This window comes from Cryobacterium luteum (assembly GCF_900110125.1).
GTDB lineage: Bacteria > Actinomycetota > Actinomycetes > Actinomycetales > Microbacteriaceae > Cryobacterium > Cryobacterium luteum.
Map to the genome: position 1 here is coordinate 166,393 of NZ_FOCN01000003.1, position 17,740 is coordinate 184,132.

Annotated in this window: 17 protein-coding genes and 1 tRNA gene; 14 read left to right on the forward strand and 4 right to left on the reverse strand. The window is 64.9% G+C overall.

What is annotated here, in order from left to right:
* Window positions 1–207: 207 nt before the first annotated feature.
* On the reverse strand, window positions 208–1,044 hold the full coding sequence (locus tag BMW72_RS05065; RefSeq protein WP_092107923.1) for a DUF3097 domain-containing protein: 837 nt from the start codon (window positions 1,042–1,044) through the stop codon (window positions 208–210).
* A 59-nt stretch (window positions 1,045–1,103) separates the two neighbouring features.
* Here BMW72_RS05065 and BMW72_RS05070 point away from each other — a divergent pair, with 59 nt between their 5' ends.
* From BMW72_RS05070 to BMW72_RS05075, 3 genes are all read left to right on the forward strand, one after another.
* Window positions 1,104–1,814 (forward strand): SOS response-associated peptidase, encoded by a 711-nt coding sequence (locus BMW72_RS05070; RefSeq protein ID WP_092107925.1) that lies wholly within the window; start codon window positions 1,104–1,106, stop codon window positions 1,812–1,814.
* A 104-nt stretch (window positions 1,815–1,918) separates the two neighbouring features.
* The gene (locus BMW72_RS18660; protein WP_166787699.1) at window positions 1,919–2,083 is read left to right on the forward strand and encodes a hypothetical protein; all 165 of its coding nucleotides are present in this window, start codon (window positions 1,919–1,921) and stop codon (window positions 2,081–2,083) included.
* Window positions 2,084–2,246: 163 nt separating this feature from the next.
* A complete protein-coding gene (locus tag BMW72_RS05075; protein ID WP_092107927.1) occupies window positions 2,247–3,182 on the forward strand; it encodes a J domain-containing protein in 936 nt (311 codons plus the stop codon).
* Here BMW72_RS05075 and BMW72_RS05080 read toward each other — a convergent pair.
* On the reverse strand, window positions 3,179–4,063 hold the full coding sequence (locus BMW72_RS05080; RefSeq protein WP_092107929.1) for a hypothetical protein: 885 nt from the start codon (window positions 4,061–4,063) through the stop codon (window positions 3,179–3,181). The genes BMW72_RS05075 and BMW72_RS05080 overlap by 4 nt on opposite strands.
* A 93-nt stretch (window positions 4,064–4,156) precedes the next feature.
* Here BMW72_RS05080 and BMW72_RS05085 point away from each other — a divergent pair, with 93 nt between their 5' ends.
* From BMW72_RS05085 to BMW72_RS05100, 4 genes are all read left to right on the forward strand, one after another.
* The gene (locus BMW72_RS05085; RefSeq protein ID WP_092107931.1) at window positions 4,157–4,537 is read left to right on the forward strand and encodes a hypothetical protein; all 381 of its coding nucleotides are present in this window, start codon (window positions 4,157–4,159) and stop codon (window positions 4,535–4,537) included.
* A 104-nt stretch (window positions 4,538–4,641) separates the two neighbouring features.
* On the forward strand, window positions 4,642–5,805 hold the full coding sequence (locus BMW72_RS05090) for a LolA family protein (RefSeq protein WP_092107933.1): 1,164 nt from the start codon (window positions 4,642–4,644) through the stop codon (window positions 5,803–5,805).
* 31 nt (window positions 5,806–5,836) lie between these two features.
* A complete protein-coding gene (locus BMW72_RS05095) occupies window positions 5,837–6,817 on the forward strand; it encodes an ABC transporter ATP-binding protein (RefSeq protein ID WP_241983844.1) in 981 nt (326 codons plus the stop codon).
* Window positions 6,804–7,676: an ABC transporter permease gene (locus BMW72_RS05100; protein ID WP_092107937.1), complete on the forward strand. Its 873-nt coding sequence runs from the start codon at window positions 6,804–6,806 to the stop codon at window positions 7,674–7,676. The genes BMW72_RS05095 and BMW72_RS05100 overlap by 14 nt, the downstream gene beginning before the upstream one ends.
* Window positions 7,677–7,786: 110 nt before the next feature.
* Here BMW72_RS05100 and BMW72_RS05105 read toward each other — a convergent pair.
* A tRNA-Leu gene (locus BMW72_RS05105) sits at window positions 7,787–7,871 on the reverse strand.
* 124 nt (window positions 7,872–7,995) lie between these two features.
* Here BMW72_RS05105 and BMW72_RS05110 point away from each other — a divergent pair.
* The 3 genes from BMW72_RS05110 to mshC all read left to right on the forward strand — a co-directional run bounded on the left by BMW72_RS05110 (window position 7,996) and on the right by mshC (window position 11,676).
* A complete protein-coding gene (locus tag BMW72_RS05110; RefSeq protein ID WP_092107939.1) occupies window positions 7,996–9,345 on the forward strand; it encodes a M20/M25/M40 family metallo-hydrolase in 1,350 nt (449 codons plus the stop codon).
* A 111-nt stretch (window positions 9,346–9,456) separates the two neighbouring features.
* Window positions 9,457–10,311 carry an undecaprenyl-diphosphate phosphatase gene (locus BMW72_RS05115; RefSeq protein WP_092107941.1) on the forward strand — a complete coding sequence of 285 codons (855 nt, stop codon included), beginning with the start codon at window positions 9,457–9,459 and terminating at the stop codon, window positions 10,309–10,311.
* Window positions 10,312–10,371: 60 nt separating this feature from the next.
* The gene (mshC, locus tag BMW72_RS05120) at window positions 10,372–11,676 is read left to right on the forward strand and encodes a cysteine--1-D-myo-inosityl 2-amino-2-deoxy-alpha-D-glucopyranoside ligase (protein ID WP_092107943.1); all 1,305 of its coding nucleotides are present in this window, start codon (window positions 10,372–10,374) and stop codon (window positions 11,674–11,676) included.
* A gap of 25 nt (window positions 11,677–11,701) precedes the next feature.
* Here mshC and BMW72_RS05125 read toward each other — a convergent pair whose 3' ends face one another.
* Window positions 11,702–12,661 (reverse strand): PAC2 family protein, encoded by a 960-nt coding sequence (locus tag BMW72_RS05125; protein ID WP_092107945.1) that lies wholly within the window; start codon window positions 12,659–12,661, stop codon window positions 11,702–11,704.
* Between the two features lie 95 nt (window positions 12,662–12,756).
* Here BMW72_RS05125 and BMW72_RS05130 point away from each other — a divergent pair, with 95 nt between their 5' ends.
* From BMW72_RS05130 to BMW72_RS19195, 4 genes are all read left to right on the forward strand, one after another.
* Window positions 12,757–13,509 carry an HAD family hydrolase gene (locus BMW72_RS05130; protein ID WP_279625481.1) on the forward strand — a complete coding sequence of 251 codons (753 nt, stop codon included), beginning with the start codon at window positions 12,757–12,759 and terminating at the stop codon, window positions 13,507–13,509.
* The gene (locus BMW72_RS05135) at window positions 13,506–14,507 is read left to right on the forward strand and encodes a tRNA (adenine-N1)-methyltransferase (RefSeq protein ID WP_092107947.1); all 1,002 of its coding nucleotides are present in this window, start codon (window positions 13,506–13,508) and stop codon (window positions 14,505–14,507) included. Before BMW72_RS05130 ends, BMW72_RS05135 begins: the two co-directional genes overlap by 4 nt.
* 131 nt (window positions 14,508–14,638) lie before the next feature.
* Complete coding sequence (locus tag BMW72_RS05140; RefSeq protein WP_092107949.1) at window positions 14,639–15,583, forward strand: FKBP-type peptidyl-prolyl cis-trans isomerase; 945 nt, start codon at window positions 14,639–14,641, stop codon at window positions 15,581–15,583.
* A 13-nt stretch (window positions 15,584–15,596) separates the two neighbouring features.
* A complete protein-coding gene (locus tag BMW72_RS19195; protein WP_241983845.1) occupies window positions 15,597–17,738 on the forward strand; it encodes a helix-turn-helix transcriptional regulator in 2,142 nt (713 codons plus the stop codon).
* The last annotated feature ends 2 nt before the right edge of the window (window positions 17,739–17,740 follow it).

The following is a 17,740-nucleotide window of genomic DNA, read 5'->3' on the forward strand; positions in this document are numbered from 1 at the left end:
TCCAGTTGAATCACGATCGGTGCGTTTAAGACGTGCAAGCACTACAACTTCGAGTCCAACACTAGCCCACAAGTCTGGATGGTTTCAAAATTCCCAGCCTTTTCGACGTGAAAGCGTTACGTTCACGGCGAAATTCGGGTGAACTCCCGGTCTACCACTGCCTGTCGAGGGTCACGGCACCCGGTTTTCACAATGTCTTACGGCGTGTCATTCGGCGGTCACGAAATCAATCAGGTGCTCCACGCGGCCCAGGAGTTGCGGTTCCAGATCGGCAAAAGTGTGCACCCGGCCAAGAATTCGCTGCCAGGCCCTGGCGATGTCGGCCTGCTCCTCGTGCGGCCAGCCGAGCGCATCGCAGATGCCGTGTTTCCACTCGATACTCCGCGGCACCTCCGGCCAGGCCTGGAGGCCAACCCGAGCCGGCTTGACCGACTGCCACACGTCGACGAACGGATGCCCGACCACGAGCACGTTCGCGGCGAACGGCCCGCGCGCCACGGCCTCCGCGATGCGGCTCTCCTTGGACCCGGGCACGAGATGGTCGACGAGCACTCCGACGCGACGATCAGGTGCCGGCCGGAATTCGCGGAGGATGTCGTCGAGATTGTCGACGCCCTCGATGTATTCCACGACGACCCCTTCAACTCTCAGATCGGCACCCCAGACCTTTTCCACCAGTTCGGCGTCGTGCCGACCTTCGACAAAGATGCGGCTCGCACGAGCGACCCTGGCCCGCGCGTTCGGCACGGCGGTTGAGCCAGAGGCCGTGCGCACCCGGCCGAGGGCAGCGGCCATGGTCGGAGCCACCAGGGTCACCGCACGGCCGTCGATCAGAAAGCCGGAGCCGAGCGGAAAGAGTCGCAGTTTGCCGTGCCGATCCTCCAGGGTGACGATCTTCTTATCGACGCTCATGACGGCGCCGCAGAATCCGGTCGCGACCTCTTCCACAACCAGGTCTCGGGTGGCTTCCTGCGTCGGAATGACACGGCGGCCGGCGGCGCGCCAGCCGGGGGAGAGCACGTCTGCACTGTATCGATCGTCCATTGCATCGACGCTAGCCGACAACAGGGAGACGTCCGGGCAGGGCGCGGTATTCTGAAGACATGTGTGGTCGATTCATCATTACCGATACGGCGCCCGATCTGGCGTCCATGTTCGATGTCGAACACGAGGGGGAGAACCTGCCGGAGCCGTCCTGGAACATCCGGCCGACCGAGCAGATTCCCATCGTGCTCGAATCCGCCAGGACCGATCCGGCCGTGCGGCGGCTGGAATCGGCGCGCTGGTCGTTGATTCCCTCGTTCGCCACGGAACCGACATCGAAATTTCCGACCTTCAACGCCCGCGCAGAAACCGCCGCTGAGAAACCGACCTTCAAAACATCAGTACGGTCACGGCGTGCCCTGATACCGGCCACGGGCTATTTCGAGTGGCACACCGAAGGCAACGTCAAGACGCCCTACTTCGTCCATTCCGATGACGGCCTGCCGCTGGCTTTCGCCGGCCTGTATTCCTGGTGGAAGAACCCGGCCGCCGCCGACACCGACCCGGCGCGTTGGGTGCTGTCCGCCACCATCCTGACGACGGATGCGCGCGGTCCGCTCGCGCAAATCCACGATCGCACCCCCGTCGCCCTGCCGGAGGAATGGTGGGACCACTGGCTCGACCCGGCCACACAGGGCGACCAGTCGCTCATCGATGCCGCCGTGGCAGCCTCGCACGAGGTCGTCGAATCGCTGGATTTTCACGAGGTCGCTCCGGTGACCGGAAACGGCCCCGAACTGATCGAGCCGGTCACCAGGGATTCGATGTAAGCACTCCTGGCCCCAACCGGTACGCTCGAATCAATACAAATATTCATTACGCTCAACTCAGTGACTGGCGAAATTACGCGGGCGCTGCCGTGAAAGGACCACCCATGAACATTGTCGCCTTCGTCGTCGCGTTTGCGATTTTCGTCTTCGGTTTTTGGCTGTTCGGCCTGGCGTTCTCGGTCACGTCCCTGATGGCACCGATCTTCATCGGCGGAATCGTCTGCGTTTCCATCGCCATGGCGATCCCGTTCCACCTGCTCCGCGACTAGTCAGCGCCAACGTCGCGTTCGAACCGGCGACAGCAACCGACCGCGCGCAGCCGGCCAGGGCTCGCTCGGCGTACCTCGGCCCAATGTCAGAATCCCGCGGTACCGTTGACCTTCGATCGCCTTCGCAGCGATCGCCTTCGAACACGGAAAGGTCCCGCCCAGGATGCAAGACAGCCCGGCCGCATCCACTCCCTACGAGGTCCTCGGCGTGAGCCCGACCGCGACCGACGACGAGTTGCGTCGTGCCTACCGGCTGCTGCTTCGCCAGACGCACCCCGACGTCGGCGGCAGCGCGACCAAATTTCACGCCGTGCAGCTCGCCTGGGAGCGCATCGGCAGCCCCGAGAACCGTGCTGCCTACGATCGTCGACGTTTCGACGGTCCCGAGCAGCCTGCCGCTGCGGATGCCTACGCCGCCCCATCCACCCGCGGTCCAGCCACGAAATCCAGCCTGAAAACCCGCATGCACGGCCACCCCGGCGGCCAGGCCCGGCTGAGATACCTCGATCTCGTGCGCGAATGGGCCGGTCGCGGCACGGTCATCGATGACCCGTACGCCCCCGCCCTCATTCGCAGCGCCCCCAAACTCGTGCGCCACTGCCTCGCCAAGGCTCTTGCCGAGGAGGCCACCGCTGCGCTCGTCGGCAACCTGGGCATCGGTTTCACCGCCTGGCACGACATCGATACCGGCGGCCAGACCGACAAACTCGACCACATCATCCTCGGCCCGGCCGGCCTGTTCGGCGTGCTCTCCGAGGACTGGGGAGCATCGGTGCAACTGCGCCGCGGCGAACTGGTCGGCGACGACCTGCCCGAAGATGACCGTCCGATTCACCAGTTCGAGGATGCCGCGCGCTCCATCACCCGCGCGCTGAAGGTGCGGTTCACCGCCCTCATCGTCGTCCTGCCCGACGGCGCGCTCGAGGAACCCGTGTCGCTGCCGAAGCGTGGCCGCCGCCCGATGATCATCGCCATCCCGCGTTCGCGCCTCGTCGGCGTGCTCCGCGACGGCCTGGCCGGCATGGAACGCGGCAGTTTCGAGAAAGTCTTCGAGCTGCGCAGCACCCTGCAAAACGGCATCCGCTTCGTGACGACCTAGCTGTCGGCGGGCAACGCCAGCTTCTGCACCCAGTGATGCAGGAACGTCGCCCCGGCCTCATCGTGGATCTGGTCGCCGATGACGATCACCGGGTACGGTCGGTCCAGAATCCCGTCGGCGGGTCGTACGTCCACGTGGGAGACGTCGAAGCCGGCCTCGTGCAAGTGGTCAGCCATGCGATAGTCGCTGCGGGAATCGCCGACCGAGCGCCACAGTCGGGGCAGCGGTCCGCTCTGCGCGAAGTAGGCCAGCGCGCGCCTGGCGGCGTGGTCTTTGTCGAGGGTGACCGATTCGATATCGGTCGAGATGATCGTGGCGTCGAGCCGAAACGGAATCTCCCCGGAGGCATCCGCTGATTCAAGGTCGTTGAAGCGCACGCCCAGGCCGTGTTTCACCAGGAGGGCGAAGGCCGCCGCGTTGAATTCGGGTTGGCGGGCACGGTAGTCACCATGGCTCACGTCGGTGCGCTGCTCGACCGAGATCATGGCCTGCTTGGTCTCGTCGAAGAACATCTCCCGTGCGAACGACCGCGTGACCAGCCGGCGCACGTCGTCTATGACGGCCTGCGGCAGTGCCAGGGCCCGGTCGACGACCACCTCACCCATGCCGTCGTGCCCGATCGGAAACCAGACGGCGCCCTTTTCGCAAACACCGTACATTCGAAAGCTCTCCGGCAGACCGGCCGCCACGAGCGGGGCGACGACCTGCTCGCGAATGAAGTCGGCCGAGCGACCGGTGATGAAGGCGATCGGCACCTGTCCGGCCGCGAGCGTGATCAGGTCGGTCAGGATGCCGGGTTTGGCGATGGTGCGCGTGACCGGGCTGGCAATCGGACCGTCGACGTCGAGGAGCAGTCCGAGGGGGGAGACGGGCGTAGGCATCTGGCCATTGTCCCATGCCGCTCGGGGGGTAATCAGGCGCTGACGGCTAGCGGATGCTGCGCCCACACTCCCAAACGCCTATCGTTGCCTGTGATGATTACGCGACGAGAAGTAGCACTGCGCCTGGATATCCCCTTGGAAATGGCGGCCCGCCACGGCATTCCCTCGCGGCTCAGCGAGGGCCAGCTCGCCAAACTCGAAGCTGAACCGCCGGTCTGGCTGGTGCAGTCGCGCGCCAACCGCACCGGCAAGAAGCCGGTCTGGGTGCAGCTCACCTGCACGATTTGTGGTTACACCGAAGCCGTCCGCCCGAAAAAGTGGTGGCCGACGTTCACCTACATCAGTTGCTCGAACCACGGTTTCGACGAATTACCCGAACCGGCCCCCGGATTCGGCCGCACCGAGTGCGACGGCATCGGCAGCCAGTTCATCGGCATCACCGATGAGGCGCCGACCCCCGAGCACTCGGTCTGACCTCCCGCAGCCCGCGCACCTGAAAGTCCGCTGATCTGGCAGCATTCCGGCATGCTCGGGGCGTACGATCCGGGTATGAATCCGAATGCACGAGGTCGTTGATCATGTCCGGCAATTTTCTCCGTTGGCTCCCCGCCGTCATCGTTCCGGCCGTTGTTGTCGCCGCAGTCATCGCCGTGCCGCTCCAGGCCGGTGCTGCTGTCGACCTTCCCGATAAGACTCCCGAGCAGGTGCTGCTCCTGGTGAACGACAGCACCGTATCCACCTTCTCCGGAACGGTCGCCCAATCAGCTGATCTGGGCCTTCCGTCGCTCGACCTCGGCGCGGGCATGAACGAGGTCGCCCCCACCGGAACGTCGACCGGAACGTCGACCGGAACGTCGACCGGATCGTCGACCGTGGCGCTGACCACGGCACTGGAACTGCTCAGCGGCTCGCACGATTTTCGCGTGTACGCCGGGGGCGAGAACCGGTTTAGAGTGCAGGTCAAGGATCGCATGGACGAACGTGACGTGATCCACAACGGCAGCGACGTCTGGCTGTACGACTCGAGCAGTAACGCGGCGACCCACCTGCGCCTGCCGCCGGACCTCTCCGCTGCCGCTGCGGAGAAACTGGCCGAACTGCCGTCTCAGCTGCCCTCTGACCTGTCGACGCCGTCCCAGCTTGCCGAGCGCGTATTGACCGAGCTCGAACCCAGTACGACGGTGTCGGTCGGCACCGACGCCCGGGTAGCCGGGCGCAGCGTGTACCAGCTGGTGCTCACGCCGCGCACAACGGACACCCTCGTGGCATCCGTATCGATCGCGGTAGATGCCGAGACCGGCCTGCCCTTGCAGGTGACGGTGCTGGCCGTGGGGCAGAGCACACCGGCTTTCCAGGTTGGTTTTACAGCCATCGACTTCGCGGCTCCAGAGGCGGCCCTGTTCGACTTCGTGCCGCCGGCGGGCGCCACCGTGACGGAACAAGCCGTTCCGAACCTGTCCGGCACTGTCGGTGAGGGCGGGGTCGATCACTCGTATGACCCCAGCAAAGCCGCCGGTGCGGTCCCCATCGTCACGGGTACCGGCTGGTCCAGCATCACCGAAGTGCCGGCAGCCGCGGTAGCGGCCGAACTGGGGGATAACCCCATGATCGACCAGCTGACGACGGCCGTCGACGGCGGGCGTGCCCTGAAAACGTCCCTCCTCACGGTTTTCCTGGCCGGTGATGGTCGCGTTTTCGCCGGGGCGGTTCCGCTCGCCCGGCTGCAGGCAGCGGCCGAGTGATTCCTCCGGCAACGCTGGTCACCGCCGTGACGTGCACGACGCCGTGACCGGCGCTACCCCGGAGGGTGACCTCGCCATCGAAAGTCGGGGTCTGACCAAAAGGTTCGGCAAACAAACCGCGGTGAACAGTATCGACCTCGCGGTTCCCCGTGGGTCCGTCTTCGGGTTTCTCGGCCCCAACGGTTCGGGCAAGACCACGACCATCCGCATGCTGCTCGCACTCACCCAGGCCACGAGCGGCACCGTCTCCGTGTTGGGCCACAGCATGCCGGCCCGGCTCCACCACGTGCTTCCCCGGGTCGGCGCGCTCGTCGAGGGACCAGCGTTTTATCCCTTCCTCTCGGGTGCGGCCAACCTCCGGCGACTGGACACCGCCGACCGACACGCGTCAAGCAACACCCGCGGCGCCCGGGTGCAGTTTGCGCTGGAACGGGTCGGGCTCACCCACGCGGCCGACAAAAAGGTGCACGCGTATTCGCTCGGCATGAAGCAGCGGCTCGGTATCGCCAACGCGCTGCTGCTCCCTCGGGACCTGCTCGTGCTCGATGAGCCCACCAACGGCCTTGATCCCCAGGGCACCCGAGAGGTGCGCACCCTCGTGCGATCCCTCGCGGCCGAGGGCACGACCGTCTTCGTCTCCAGCCATCTGCTCGCCGAGGTGGATCAGATTTGCACTCATGCTGCCGTCATGAGCGCCGGCAGCATCGTCGCCCAGGGCACCCTGGCCGCGCTGCGGCAGGGCGGGGACACTCGGGTGCGCGTGCGCACACCGGATACCGCCGGTGCGGTGCGCGTGCTCACCCACCTCGGACTGGAACCATTTCTCGCTCCGGACGACCGTGCCGACCGGGACGTGGTCGCGCCGCTACGCGGCTCCCAGTGGCAACCGGAAGCCATCGTCACGGCCCTCGTTGCCGGTGGGGTGCGCATCCGTGGTTTCCTCGTCGAGGAACCGAGTCTCGAAGAACGTTTCGTGGCGTTGACCGGGGAGGGTTTCGATGTCGTCCAGTGACGTTTCTGTGCCAAACAGCGCCGAGGTCCCCGTCCGGGGGAGGGGTGGCTGGGACCTGCTCGGATCCGAGCTGGCGGTGCTGTTTCGCCGTCGTCGCACCTGGGCCATGCTCGTCGCCATTGCGCTGATCCCGATCCTGCTCGCCGTCGCGGTGCGCTTGTCGTCGTCGACGCTGAACCCGGGGGAGGGACCGCCCTTTCTCGATCGGGTGACTCAGAACGGACTGTTCGTCGGCTTCACGGCTATGGTCGTTGCTATTCCCCTGTTTCTTCCGCTCACCATCGGTGTCGTCGCCGGTGACACGATCGCCGGTGAAGCCGGCCTCGGCACCCTGCGCTACCTTCTGGTGGCACCGGCCGGCCGGGTGCGGCTGCTGCTGGTCAAGTACGTCGGTGCGGCCGTGTTCTGCCTCGTGGCGACGCTGACGCTCACCGTGTCCGGTGCGCTTATCGGTGCCGCCCTGTTCCCGGTGGGCCCGGTCACGCTGTTGTCGGGGGACACCATCAGCGTCGCCGAATCGCTGCTGCGTTCGTTGCTGGTGGCGGCCTACGTCACCGTCTCGCTGCTGGGTCTGGCGATGATCGGACTTTTCATCTCCACGCTCACCGATGTTCCCGTGGGAGCCATGGCGGCGACGGTCGTGGTGTCGGTGGTCGCTCAGATCCTCGATGTCATTCCGCAGCTGTCCTGGCTCCACCCATGGCTGTTCAGTCACTACTGGCTCGGATTCGCCGACCTGCTGCGGCAGCCCCTCGACCTGGGCTCGTTCGGCCAGAACGCGATCGTGCAGGCGTGTTACCTGGCCGTGTTCGGCGCGTTGGCCTACAGCCGGTTCGTGACCAAGGACATCCTGTCCTGAATCGCAGCCGGAATAAGACGGCAATTTAACGTGACAAGGCCGGATCCAGGGGATCCGGCCTTGTGAACTGTCTCAACCAGTCCTCGATGATCTCTCGAAAGAAATCTCCGTGTCCGAGATGGGAATTGAACCCACACGCCCTTAACGGGCACTGGCACCTCAAGCCAGCGCGTCTACCAATTCCGCCACCCGGACTGGGTGAAACGGCCTCCGGATGAACCGGCCGCCGAGGTAATAACTTAGCACGGTTTTGAAGCCTGCTTGTGTCACTAGCACCAGCAGCGACCGGTAGCGTTTGATCATGGCTTCCTCCCCGAACATGCTCCCGGCTCCACATTCCGCTGATTCAGCGGGTCCGTCCCGTGCAGATGTTCCCCAGAAACTTGACCTGACCGCGCAAATTGCGCGTGATCTCATCCGTTTCGACACCACGAATTACGGTGAGGGGCGTTCCAACGGCGAAACGGATGCCGCTGAGTACATCGCCGAGAAGCTGCGCGCCCTGGGCCTCGCCCCCGAGCTGTTCGATTCCGAACCTGGCCGCACCAGTGTGGTCGCGCGGGTCAAAGGCAAAGACTCCTTGCGGCCGGCACTGGTCGTACACGGGCACCTGGACGTCGTGCCGGCCGATGCGGCCAACTGGAGCGTCGACCCCTTCGCCGGCGTGATCAAGGACGGGTTGTTGTGGGGTCGTGGCGCCGTCGACATGAAGAACATGGATGCCATGATTCTGGCCTCCCTGCAGGACGTCATCAGCGCCCAGGGTGCGCCGGAACGAGACCTCGTCATCGCGTTCTTCGCTGACGAGGAAGCGGGAGGCGTGCTGGGCTCACATTTTCTGGTCAACGAGCACCCGCACCTGTTCGACGGGGCTACGGAGGCGATCAGCGAGGTTGGCGGCTACTCGATCACCCTCGGCGGAAAGCGCGCCTATCTGCTGCAGACCGGTGAGAAAGCGCTGATCTGGGTCAAGCTTGTTGCCCGCGGCGAGGCCGGGCACGGCTCCCGCATGCACCCGAACAACGCCATCACCCGACTCGCCGAGGCCGTGGCCGCATTGGGGCGCCACGAATGGCCGATCCGGCTGACCGACACAACCGAGCAGCTGCTCGGTGAGATCGCCCGCATTCTCGACGTGGACCCGCAGCGCGTCGGCCCCGATGAACTCGCCCTGGCGACCGGCACGGCCTCGGGCTTCATCCAGGCCAGCCTGCGCACGACCGCCAACCCGACCGGCCTCACCGCCGGTTACAAGCACAATGTCATCCCCGATACGGCCGAGGCTCTCATCGACATCCGGTCACTGCCGGGCGAGGAAGATCTCGTACTCGCCCAGATTCAGGAGATTGTCGGTTCCGACATCGAAATCGTCACAATGCACCGCGATATCGGTCTGGAAACGGAATTCAGCGGGCCACTGATCGACGCGGTCGTGAGCACCCTGGAACGCCACGACCCGGGCGCACCGGTGTTGCCCTACCTGCTGTCGGCCGGAACCGACAACAAGGCACTCAGCACCCTCGGAATCAAGGGCTATGGTTTCGCACCGCTTCGCCTCCCCGCCGACTTGGACTTCCCCGCAATGTTCCACGGAGTGGACGAGCGGGTGCCTCTGGACGCATTAGTGTTTGGCAGGCAGGTTTTGACCGACCTGTTCTCAAACTATTGACTTAGTGAACCGTCGCTCGGCGTAGCCGGGCCCGGGTTCTCCGAGTAGTCAAGAGTGATCAAGTGTTCGAAGTAATCGAAGTAATCGAAGTAATCCGAGAAAGCGAAGCGTGTGGACTTTCTGAATGCGATCATCCTGGGCCTGGTTCAGGGACTGACCGAGTTCCTCCCGGTATCGTCGAGCGCGCACATCACCATCGTCGGCCAGTTTCTCGGCACCGGTGAAGATCCGGGAGCTCGATTCACGGCGATCACGCAAATCGGTACCGAGGCAGCCGTCGTCATATTCTTCTGGCGCGACATCGTGCGCATCATTGGCCAGTGGGCAAAATCACTGACGGGGCGAGTCTCTCGAGCTGACCCGGATGCCCGACTGGGCTGGCTGATTATTCTCGGCTCGCTGCCCATCATCATTCTCGGCTTGCTGTTCCAGGACCAGATCGAAACCGTACTGCGCTCGCTCTGGATCACCGCCACGATGCTCATCGTCTTTGGGGTGCTGCTGGGCATTGCCGACTTCGTCGGTGCCAAACGGCGCAGACTGCAGGACATCACGGTGGGCCACGGCGCGATTTACGGCTTTGCCCAGGCGCTTGCTTTGATCCCCGGCGTGTCCCGGTCGGGCGGAACCATCACCGCCGGCCTGTTTCTCGGCTACGAGCGCGCTGCAGCGGCCCGCTACGCTTTCCTCCTGGCGATTCCCGCCGTGCTCGGGAGCGGCTTCTTCCAGGTCTACAAATCCATCGCCGAGCCCTGCCTGGCCGGCGCCACCACCTGCACCCCCGAAATCTTCGGTCCGCTCGAAACGCTCGTCGCGACGATCATCGCTTTCGTGGTGGCTCTGGGCGTGATCGCCTTCTTCATGAACTACATTTCCAAGCGCAGTTTTCTCCCGTTCGTGATCTATCGCATTGTGCTCGGCATCGTGCTGTTCGTGCTCCTCGGCACCAACGTCATCTCCGCCTAGCCGATTCCCACCGCGATGACCCGTGCGAACCGATCGCCCCAGCAAAGCTAGGCTGGTCGAATGCGTGCATGGGAACGACCCGATCTAGTTTCTGTCCCCGGTGAGTCGAGTGCACCCTGGCTCCACGACACCAAAACCGACAGCCTCGTGCTGGCGCTGCCACTCGATGCCGCCCGCCTCTATGTTTGCGGTATCACGCCATACGACGCGACCCACATCGGCCACGCCAACACCTACCTGGCGTTCGACACCCTGCAGCGGGTCTGGATCGACGCTGGTTTTCGCGTTCACTATGCCCAGAATGTGACGGATGTCGACGACCCGCTCCTGGAACGGGCGACCGCCACAGGCATGGACTGGCGTGACCTGGCGGAGTCTCAGGTCGAGCTCTTCCGCACCGACATGGAAGCGCTCGGCATCATCCCACCAGATGATTTCGTCGCCGTGACCGAGGTTATCGACGAGGTCGCCGCAGCCGTTGCGCTGTTGCAGGATGCCGGCCTCGCCTACACGGTGCCGACCGAGGACGCCATTGCCGGCGCTGACGGTACGATCGCCGCCGACTGGTATTTCGACATTCGGGCTGCGGAAGACAACACCGACTGGACGCTCGGTGACGAGAGCAACCTCGACCTGGTCAGCATGCTCCGTCTGTTCGCCGAGCGCGGGGGAGACCCGGACCGGGTCGGCAAACGGGATCGCCTCGATCCGCTGCTGTGGAAAGCCGCGCGCAGCGGGGAACCAGCGTGGGAATCGGCCGTCGGTGCGGGGCGCCCCGGTTGGCACATCGAGTGTTCGGTCATTGCCCTCAAGGAACTCGGTACCGACTTCACCGTGCAGGGCGGCGGCTCAGACCTGATCTTCCCGCACCATGACATGAGTGCCGGGCACGCGGAAGCGCTGTCCGGTCATCCGCTGGCCGGTGTCTATAGTCACACGGGCATGGTCGCGTATCGAGGCGAGAAGATGAGCAAGTCGCTCGGCAACCTCGTTCTGGTCTCCAGGCTTCGCGCCAGCGGCTTTGACCCGCGCGCGATTCGACTGGCTCTGTTGGCCCGGCACTACCGCACCGACTGGGAATGGACCGCGACGCTGTTGGACGAGGCCGTCGTGCGCCTGTCGGTGTGGTCGGCCGCCTTCGGCGCTGCGGCCGTGACCGGGGCCGCGGGTGAACCCGGTGACGCAACCAAAACGGCGGCGGTCGGTGCGTCAGCCGCGCTCGTGCAGGCCCTCCGACTCGCTCTGCGCCACGACCTCGACACTCCGGAAGCCCTGCAGCTCATCGACGAGGCTGTCGACGTGCCGCTCGACGACCTGGGTTTGGTCAATCGTGCGATCAGCGCGCTGCTCGGCGTAGCGCTCTAGCGCCGGCTGGGCTGGCTGGCTGCGCTCAGTGCCGGGGCCCGTCGGGCCTGCTGCCAGGACCATCCGGACGACCGTCGGGTCGGCCATCGGCGCGGCCGTCGCCGCCACGCTTGCGCAGATATTTCTCGAATTCCTGGGCTATCGCCTCGCCGCTCGCCTCCGGCGAGTCGACCGTATCCCTCGCCTGCTCAAGCTGGGCGATATAGGCTGCCATTTCCTCGTCTTCGCCAGCGAGAACGTCGATCCCGGACTCCCACTCGGCTGCCTCGGTCACCAGCACACCCCGGGGGATCACCACGTCGATGACCTCTTCGAGCTTGTCGATCAGCGCGAGCATCGCCTTGGGCGACGGAGCATTGTGTACATAGTGGGGGACCGATGCCCAGATCGACAGGGTAGGAATTCCCACCGTCTCAGCGGCATCCGACAGCACGCTGAGAATACCGACCGGCCCCTCGTAGTTGCTGCGCTCGATCTGTAGTTCGGCGCGCACCTGCGCATTGTCGCTGGACACGAAGATCGAAATCGGACGGGTGTGCGGCACGTCGGCGAGCATCGCCCCCAGGAACACCACACCGCTCACGTCGGCGGCGAGTGCCGCGTCGAGGATCTCGGCGGCAAAACTTTTCCAGCTGCGCGACGGCTCCGTGCCGATTAGCAGGTAGATATTTCCCGCGTTGGTGCCGCTGACACGCAACTGCGCATCTTCGGCCAACGGAACGCTGACCACTCCGGGGGTTTTGGGGCCGTACATGATCGCGCCCGGCCAGCTGAGCGTGCGAACGCCATCTTCGTTGGTCGACACCGTGGGCCGATTGAACTGATAGTCGAAGTACAGTTCCGGATCGACCTCGGTGATCACCTCGACGTCGAGCAGGTCCTTGAGCGCGCGAACGGCACCCGTCGCGGCCTCACCGGCATCATTCCAGCCTTCGAAAGCGACGACGAGAAGCCGCCCGCCCAGAAACCCATTACCGTCAGCCACCGTGTTCGTCCTCAATTCCTTCGGCCTTCCGTGTGGAGAGCCTCAGTCAAGGATAGGCGGTGGCCCTACACTTGAACCCCGTGAATGTTTTTCCTGTGCCACCGCCCACGCCCGCTTCCCTGCCCGCCGCCGTCTTGTGGGACATGGACGGCACCATCGTCGACACCGAGCCGTACTGGATGCGGGCGGAAACTGAACTCGTCACCGAATTCGGCGGGGTATGGAGTCACGACGACGGCATGCTATTGGTCGGCTTGGGGCTATGGAATTCCGCCGCGATCCTGCAGTCCCGAGGCGTGGATCTGTCCCCGGATGCCATCGTGGCCCGTCTCACCGATCGAGTGCAACAACAATTGGCCGAACACGGTATCCCGTGGCGTCCCGGATCACGCGAGCTGCTGCAGGAGTTGAAAGTGGCCGGTGTCCCGACGGCACTCGTGACCATGTCGGTGGAGCGCATGGCACGCCAGATCATCGACCTCATCGATTTCGACGCCTTCGACGTCGTCGTCGCCGGCGACATGGTCGCCAACAGCAAGCCCCACCCCGACCCCTACCTGGTCGCCGCCAAGAACCTCGGTGTCGACCCGGCAGAGTGCATCGCGATCGAGGATTCCGTGCCCGGCGTCGCATCCGCTGTTGCCGCCGGTACCATCACCATCGCCGTTCCGCACCAGATCGACCTGCCGGAGAGCGACCGCTACACCCGATGGTCCACCCTCACCGGGCGCACCCTCGACGACATTGTCGCGCTGTACCAATTCTCGACTCGGCCAGGTTCGGCCGTACCCGTTCATTCTCTCGCCCCCACCGGGTTCGCCCGAAACGAAAGTGCACCACTCGCATGAGCAACAACCAGGTTATCCAAAACAGTGGACTCTTTCGCGTTGGCGACCGGGTGCAACTCACCGGGCCTAAGGGGCGGATGAACACCATCACGCTGCAGCAGGGCCTCACTTTTCACACGCACCGCGGCATCCTCGCGCACGACGACATCATCGGTCAGCCAGACGGATCCGTCGTCACCAACAACGTCGGGGTCGAACACCTGGCGCTGCGACCGCTGCTGGTGGATTTCGTGATGAGTATGCCCCGCGGTGCCGCCATCATTTATCCCAAAGACGCCGCCCAGATTCTGGCGCAGGCCGATATTTTTCCCGGCGCGACCGTCGTCGAAGCCGGCGTCGGTTCGGGGGCGCTGTCGCTCTGGCTGTTGCGCGCAATCGGCCCGGCCGGCCGCCTCGCTTCCTTCGAACGACGTGAAGAATTCGCCGACGTTGCCAGGGACAATATCGCCACCTTCCTCGGCACCGATCCGGAGAACTGGACAATCACGCTCGGTGACCTCGCCGAGACGCTGCCAGACACCCTGCCCGCGCGCAGCGTCGACCGAGTCGTGCTAGACATGCTGGCGCCGTGGGAATGTCTCGGTGCCGTCTCCGATGCCCTCAAGCCCGGGGGAGTTTTGCTCTGCTACGTTGCCACGGTGACGCAACTCTCCCGCGTGGCTGAAGCCATTCGCGGTACCGGGTTCTACACCAACCCTGATTCCAACGAAACGATGATTCGCGGCTGGCATGTCGAGGGACTCGCTGTGCGGCCGGACCATCGCATGATCGGCCACACCGGTTTTCTCATCACCGCTCGACGTCTGGCCCCCGACACGATCCTGCCCGAGCTGAAGCGACGCCCCTCCAAGACAGATTTCAGCGACGCGGATGTCGAGGCCTGGACCCCGGGAGCGCTCGGCGAACGCAACGTGAGCGCCAAGGTCATGCGCAAACGCGTACGGGCGGCCGGTACAAGCGCAGAGCTTTCCAAGGCTCGAGACCTCGACGCCGGTTAGGATGGGGCTCGGCCCTTTTTGGTTGTAGTGCGCCGAAACCACGGCCATCCTGCGCCTGAAGCACCCGTACCACCCCTCACACCCGCGCAGCGGATCCATGCTGCAGCAACCCAGTACCGAAAGAAGGACTTGTGCGCAAAGCATCCGCGCTGATCATCACCGCCGGCCTCGTGATGACGGCACTGACCGCGTGTGCCAGCCCCGGCCCGGCTCAAGCCAGCTGTGACTCCACGACCACGTCGGGTCCCGCTTCGGAACTCGTGTCGGTCACCGGCGAGTTCGGAACCGCCCCGGACGTCAACTTTCCGACCCCGCTGAAGTCAGCCACCACCCAGCGCAGCGAAATCATCGCGGGTTCCGGCGAGAAAATCGGCGGCGGCCAGCTGATCTCTGCCGAGATCAATATCTACAACGGAACCAACGGCAATGTCATCGCGCAGGGCGCCTACGACGCAGCCAACGTGCCCCTGTTCCTGCTGAACGGCGCCGACATCAGCGGCATCACGGACGGGCTGCTCTGCGCCCGCGTTGGTGAACGCGTCGTGATCGTTGTTGCGCCCGACGACGGGTTCGCGGGCACCGACAGTCAGCCAGCGGGAGTGGCACCGACCGACACCCTCGTCGTCGTCGTCGATGTTGTCAAGGCCTTCCTGCCCCGGGCCAACGGTGTGGACCAGACGGTCGCAAACGGCCTGCCCGCTGTCGTCCTCGATGAAGACGGGGTTCCGGGAGTTGTCGTGCCTAACGGTGACGCGCCCACGACCCTCGAAGTCGGCGTGCTGAAGAAGGGGTCGGGGGAAAAGATCGAGGCGGATTCCAACGTCATCGTCAACCTCATCGGCGTGCTGTGGAAAGACAAAAAGGTTCTGTCATCGACTTGGAGCGACGGTTCGCCCACCCAGCTGGTGCCCAACGGTGTCATCAGCGGTCTGGCGACAGCACTCACCGGACAGACGGTCGGCTCGCAGATCGTCGCCGTCATTCCCCCCGACCAGGGCTACGGAGCCACCGCCACCGACACCATCCCGGCCGGTTCCACCCTCGTCTTCGTCGTCGATATTCTCGGCGTCAGCTAAATCGAGTCGCTTCATGCCAATCCAGCCGGGCGCTGAACCCTCGGAAAGCCAGACCGAGCGCAAACCTGCATCGGTCACGGCTCCTGAACGGTTGTTCAGCCTCGTCCTGGCGCTTATTGCGACGGAAGCGGGCCTGACCAAGGCCGACATCCTGGCCAACGTGCAGGGATACCGGCAGCGGTATACCGCGGACGGTTCGAACGAGAGCCTCGAGCGCCAGTTCGAGCGCGACAAAGACGACATCCGTGAATTGGGTATACCGCTGGAAACCATTGAGCCCCCGGACGATCCGGGCAGCAACCACTTTCTGCGCTATCGCATCCCCAAGGGTTTGTACGACCTGCCCTCGGATGTCACCTTCACGCCGAACGAGGTATCCCTGCTCAAACTGGCAGGAACGGTCTGGCGCGAAGGGTCACTGTCCGGAGAATCCCGCCGGGCCGTGATGAAGCTGAACTCCCTCGGTGTTGAATCGAGCGAACCTGTTCTGGGTTATGCACCCCTGCTGCGCACGAAGGATCCGAGCTTCGACCCCCTGAGCAAGGCCCTGGACCGCTCACAGGTCGTGGCGTTCCTGTACCTCAAACCGGGGGAGACCAAGCCTGCGCGTCGCGTGGTCGCACCCCGGGCGCTCGTCCAGCATGAAGGGCGCTGGCACCTGTACGCCACCGATGAAGCCGTTCGCTCCGCACGGACCTTTCTGCTGGCGCGCATCGTGGGCGCAGTCGCCGTGGTCCCCAACACGACGCCGGTTCCGTTCAGCGCTGACACGACCAGCGGGGCCACCGACAGCGCAACGGCCCTCGCCGAACTCGACGCCCTGTGGGCAGCCAACAGCGCACGCATCGTCGTTCTGCCGCAATCCGACGCCGCCGTGCGCCTGGGTGCCCGGCAGGCAACACAGTACACCAGCGGAACGCACACGCCGTCGGCCGAAGGTGCCCTGACCCTGCACTTCACCGACCTGAATATCTTCGCTGACGAACTGGCCGCATTCGGCCCGGAAGTGTTCGTCGAGAGTCCCCTCAGCGTGCGCACCGCGGTGCGCGCACGACTGGTCGCGGCCCGAACCGCCCACGCTGCTGCGTTTCCCGAGTCCCCGTCCGGCCGCCCAGTGCGCCGCCGCACGCCACCCGCGCACCCCCAGCCGGCCAAAGCCGCCAGCCAACCCCGGATCGCCGGCGACCAGCTCACCCTGCTGCTCTCTCTCGTTCCCTACCTCATCGACCAGGGGCGGGTCACGGTCATCGAGGTGGCTGAACATTTCGGCCTCTCCGCAGATCGGGTGCGCGGGCTGGTACGCCTCATCGCGCTGTCCGGCATTCCCGGGGAAACCCGGCAATACCTGCACGGCGACCTCTTCGACATTCTCTGGGATGAATTCGAAACGAATGATCGGATCGTGCTCACCCACCAGGTGGCGATTGATGATTCCCCGCGATTCTCGGCCAGGGAGGCCGCAGCACTCATCGCCGGACTGCAATACCTGTCTGCCCTGCCCGACAATGCCGATACCGACGCGATCGCCTCCCTGATGGCGAAGTTGACCCGCGGCGCCTCTGCGCCACCGACCCAGGTGGCAGTCGCCCAGCGTGATGCCGGAACAACCCGCAGCATCGTGCAGACGGCTCTGACCACGGGGATGCAGGTCGAGTTCGACTACCTGAACGCTCGCGGCGGTCACGAACACCGTCTCGTCGACCCCCTGCGCATCGAATCGGTCGACAACGACTGGTACCTGCGGGGTTGGTGCCACCTGCGCGAAGCGGTGCGAACCTTCCGGCTGGACCGTATGAGTGAGCCTCGCATCACCGTGACGCCGCGCAGCACCCACGCCGGAGATCTACTGCTGCCCGATACCCTGTTTCAAGCGTCCACTGACGATGTCGATGTGCGCCTGGAACTCTCGACCGCAGCCCTGCCGCTGCTCGCTGACTACCGGCCAGAGCGGTCAGAGCCGGTCGGCTCGGGTGCGCTTACCCGCACCACCCTGCGCGTGGCCCATTTCCACGGGCTCAAACGGCTGGTCACCGGGCTGGCCGGCATCGTCACGGTGCTCGAACCGGCCGAATCGCGCCGAGTGGTGGCCGAGTGGGCCGCGGCCGGGCTCGCGCAGTACGCCGCAGCTGACCAGACACCGACAGAGACGCTCTAGCG

Coding starts and splice junctions, on each gene's coding strand:
- BMW72_RS05065 (WP_092107923.1), bottom strand. CDS start 1,044: ATGGACGATCGATACAGTGCAGACGTGCTCTCCCCCGGCTGGCGCGCC.
- BMW72_RS05070 (WP_092107925.1), top strand. CDS start 1,104: ATGTGTGGTCGATTCATCATTACCGATACGGCGCCCGATCTGGCGTCC.
- BMW72_RS18660 (WP_166787699.1), top strand. CDS start 1,919: ATGAACATTGTCGCCTTCGTCGTCGCGTTTGCGATTTTCGTCTTCGGT.
- BMW72_RS05075 (WP_092107927.1), top strand. CDS start 2,247: ATGCAAGACAGCCCGGCCGCATCCACTCCCTACGAGGTCCTCGGCGTG.
- BMW72_RS05080 (WP_092107929.1), bottom strand. CDS start 4,063: ATGCCTACGCCCGTCTCCCCCCTCGGACTGCTCCTCGACGTCGACGGT.
- BMW72_RS05085 (WP_092107931.1), top strand. CDS start 4,157: ATGATTACGCGACGAGAAGTAGCACTGCGCCTGGATATCCCCTTGGAA.
- BMW72_RS05090 (WP_092107933.1), top strand. CDS start 4,642: ATGTCCGGCAATTTTCTCCGTTGGCTCCCCGCCGTCATCGTTCCGGCC.
- BMW72_RS05100 (WP_092107937.1), top strand. CDS start 6,804: ATGTCGTCCAGTGACGTTTCTGTGCCAAACAGCGCCGAGGTCCCCGTC.
- BMW72_RS05110 (WP_092107939.1), top strand. CDS start 7,996: ATGCTCCCGGCTCCACATTCCGCTGATTCAGCGGGTCCGTCCCGTGCA.
- mshC (WP_092107943.1), top strand. CDS start 10,372: ATGCGTGCATGGGAACGACCCGATCTAGTTTCTGTCCCCGGTGAGTCG.
- BMW72_RS05135 (WP_092107947.1), top strand. CDS start 13,506: ATGAGCAACAACCAGGTTATCCAAAACAGTGGACTCTTTCGCGTTGGC.
- BMW72_RS19195 (WP_241983845.1), top strand. CDS start 15,597: ATGCCAATCCAGCCGGGCGCTGAACCCTCGGAAAGCCAGACCGAGCGC.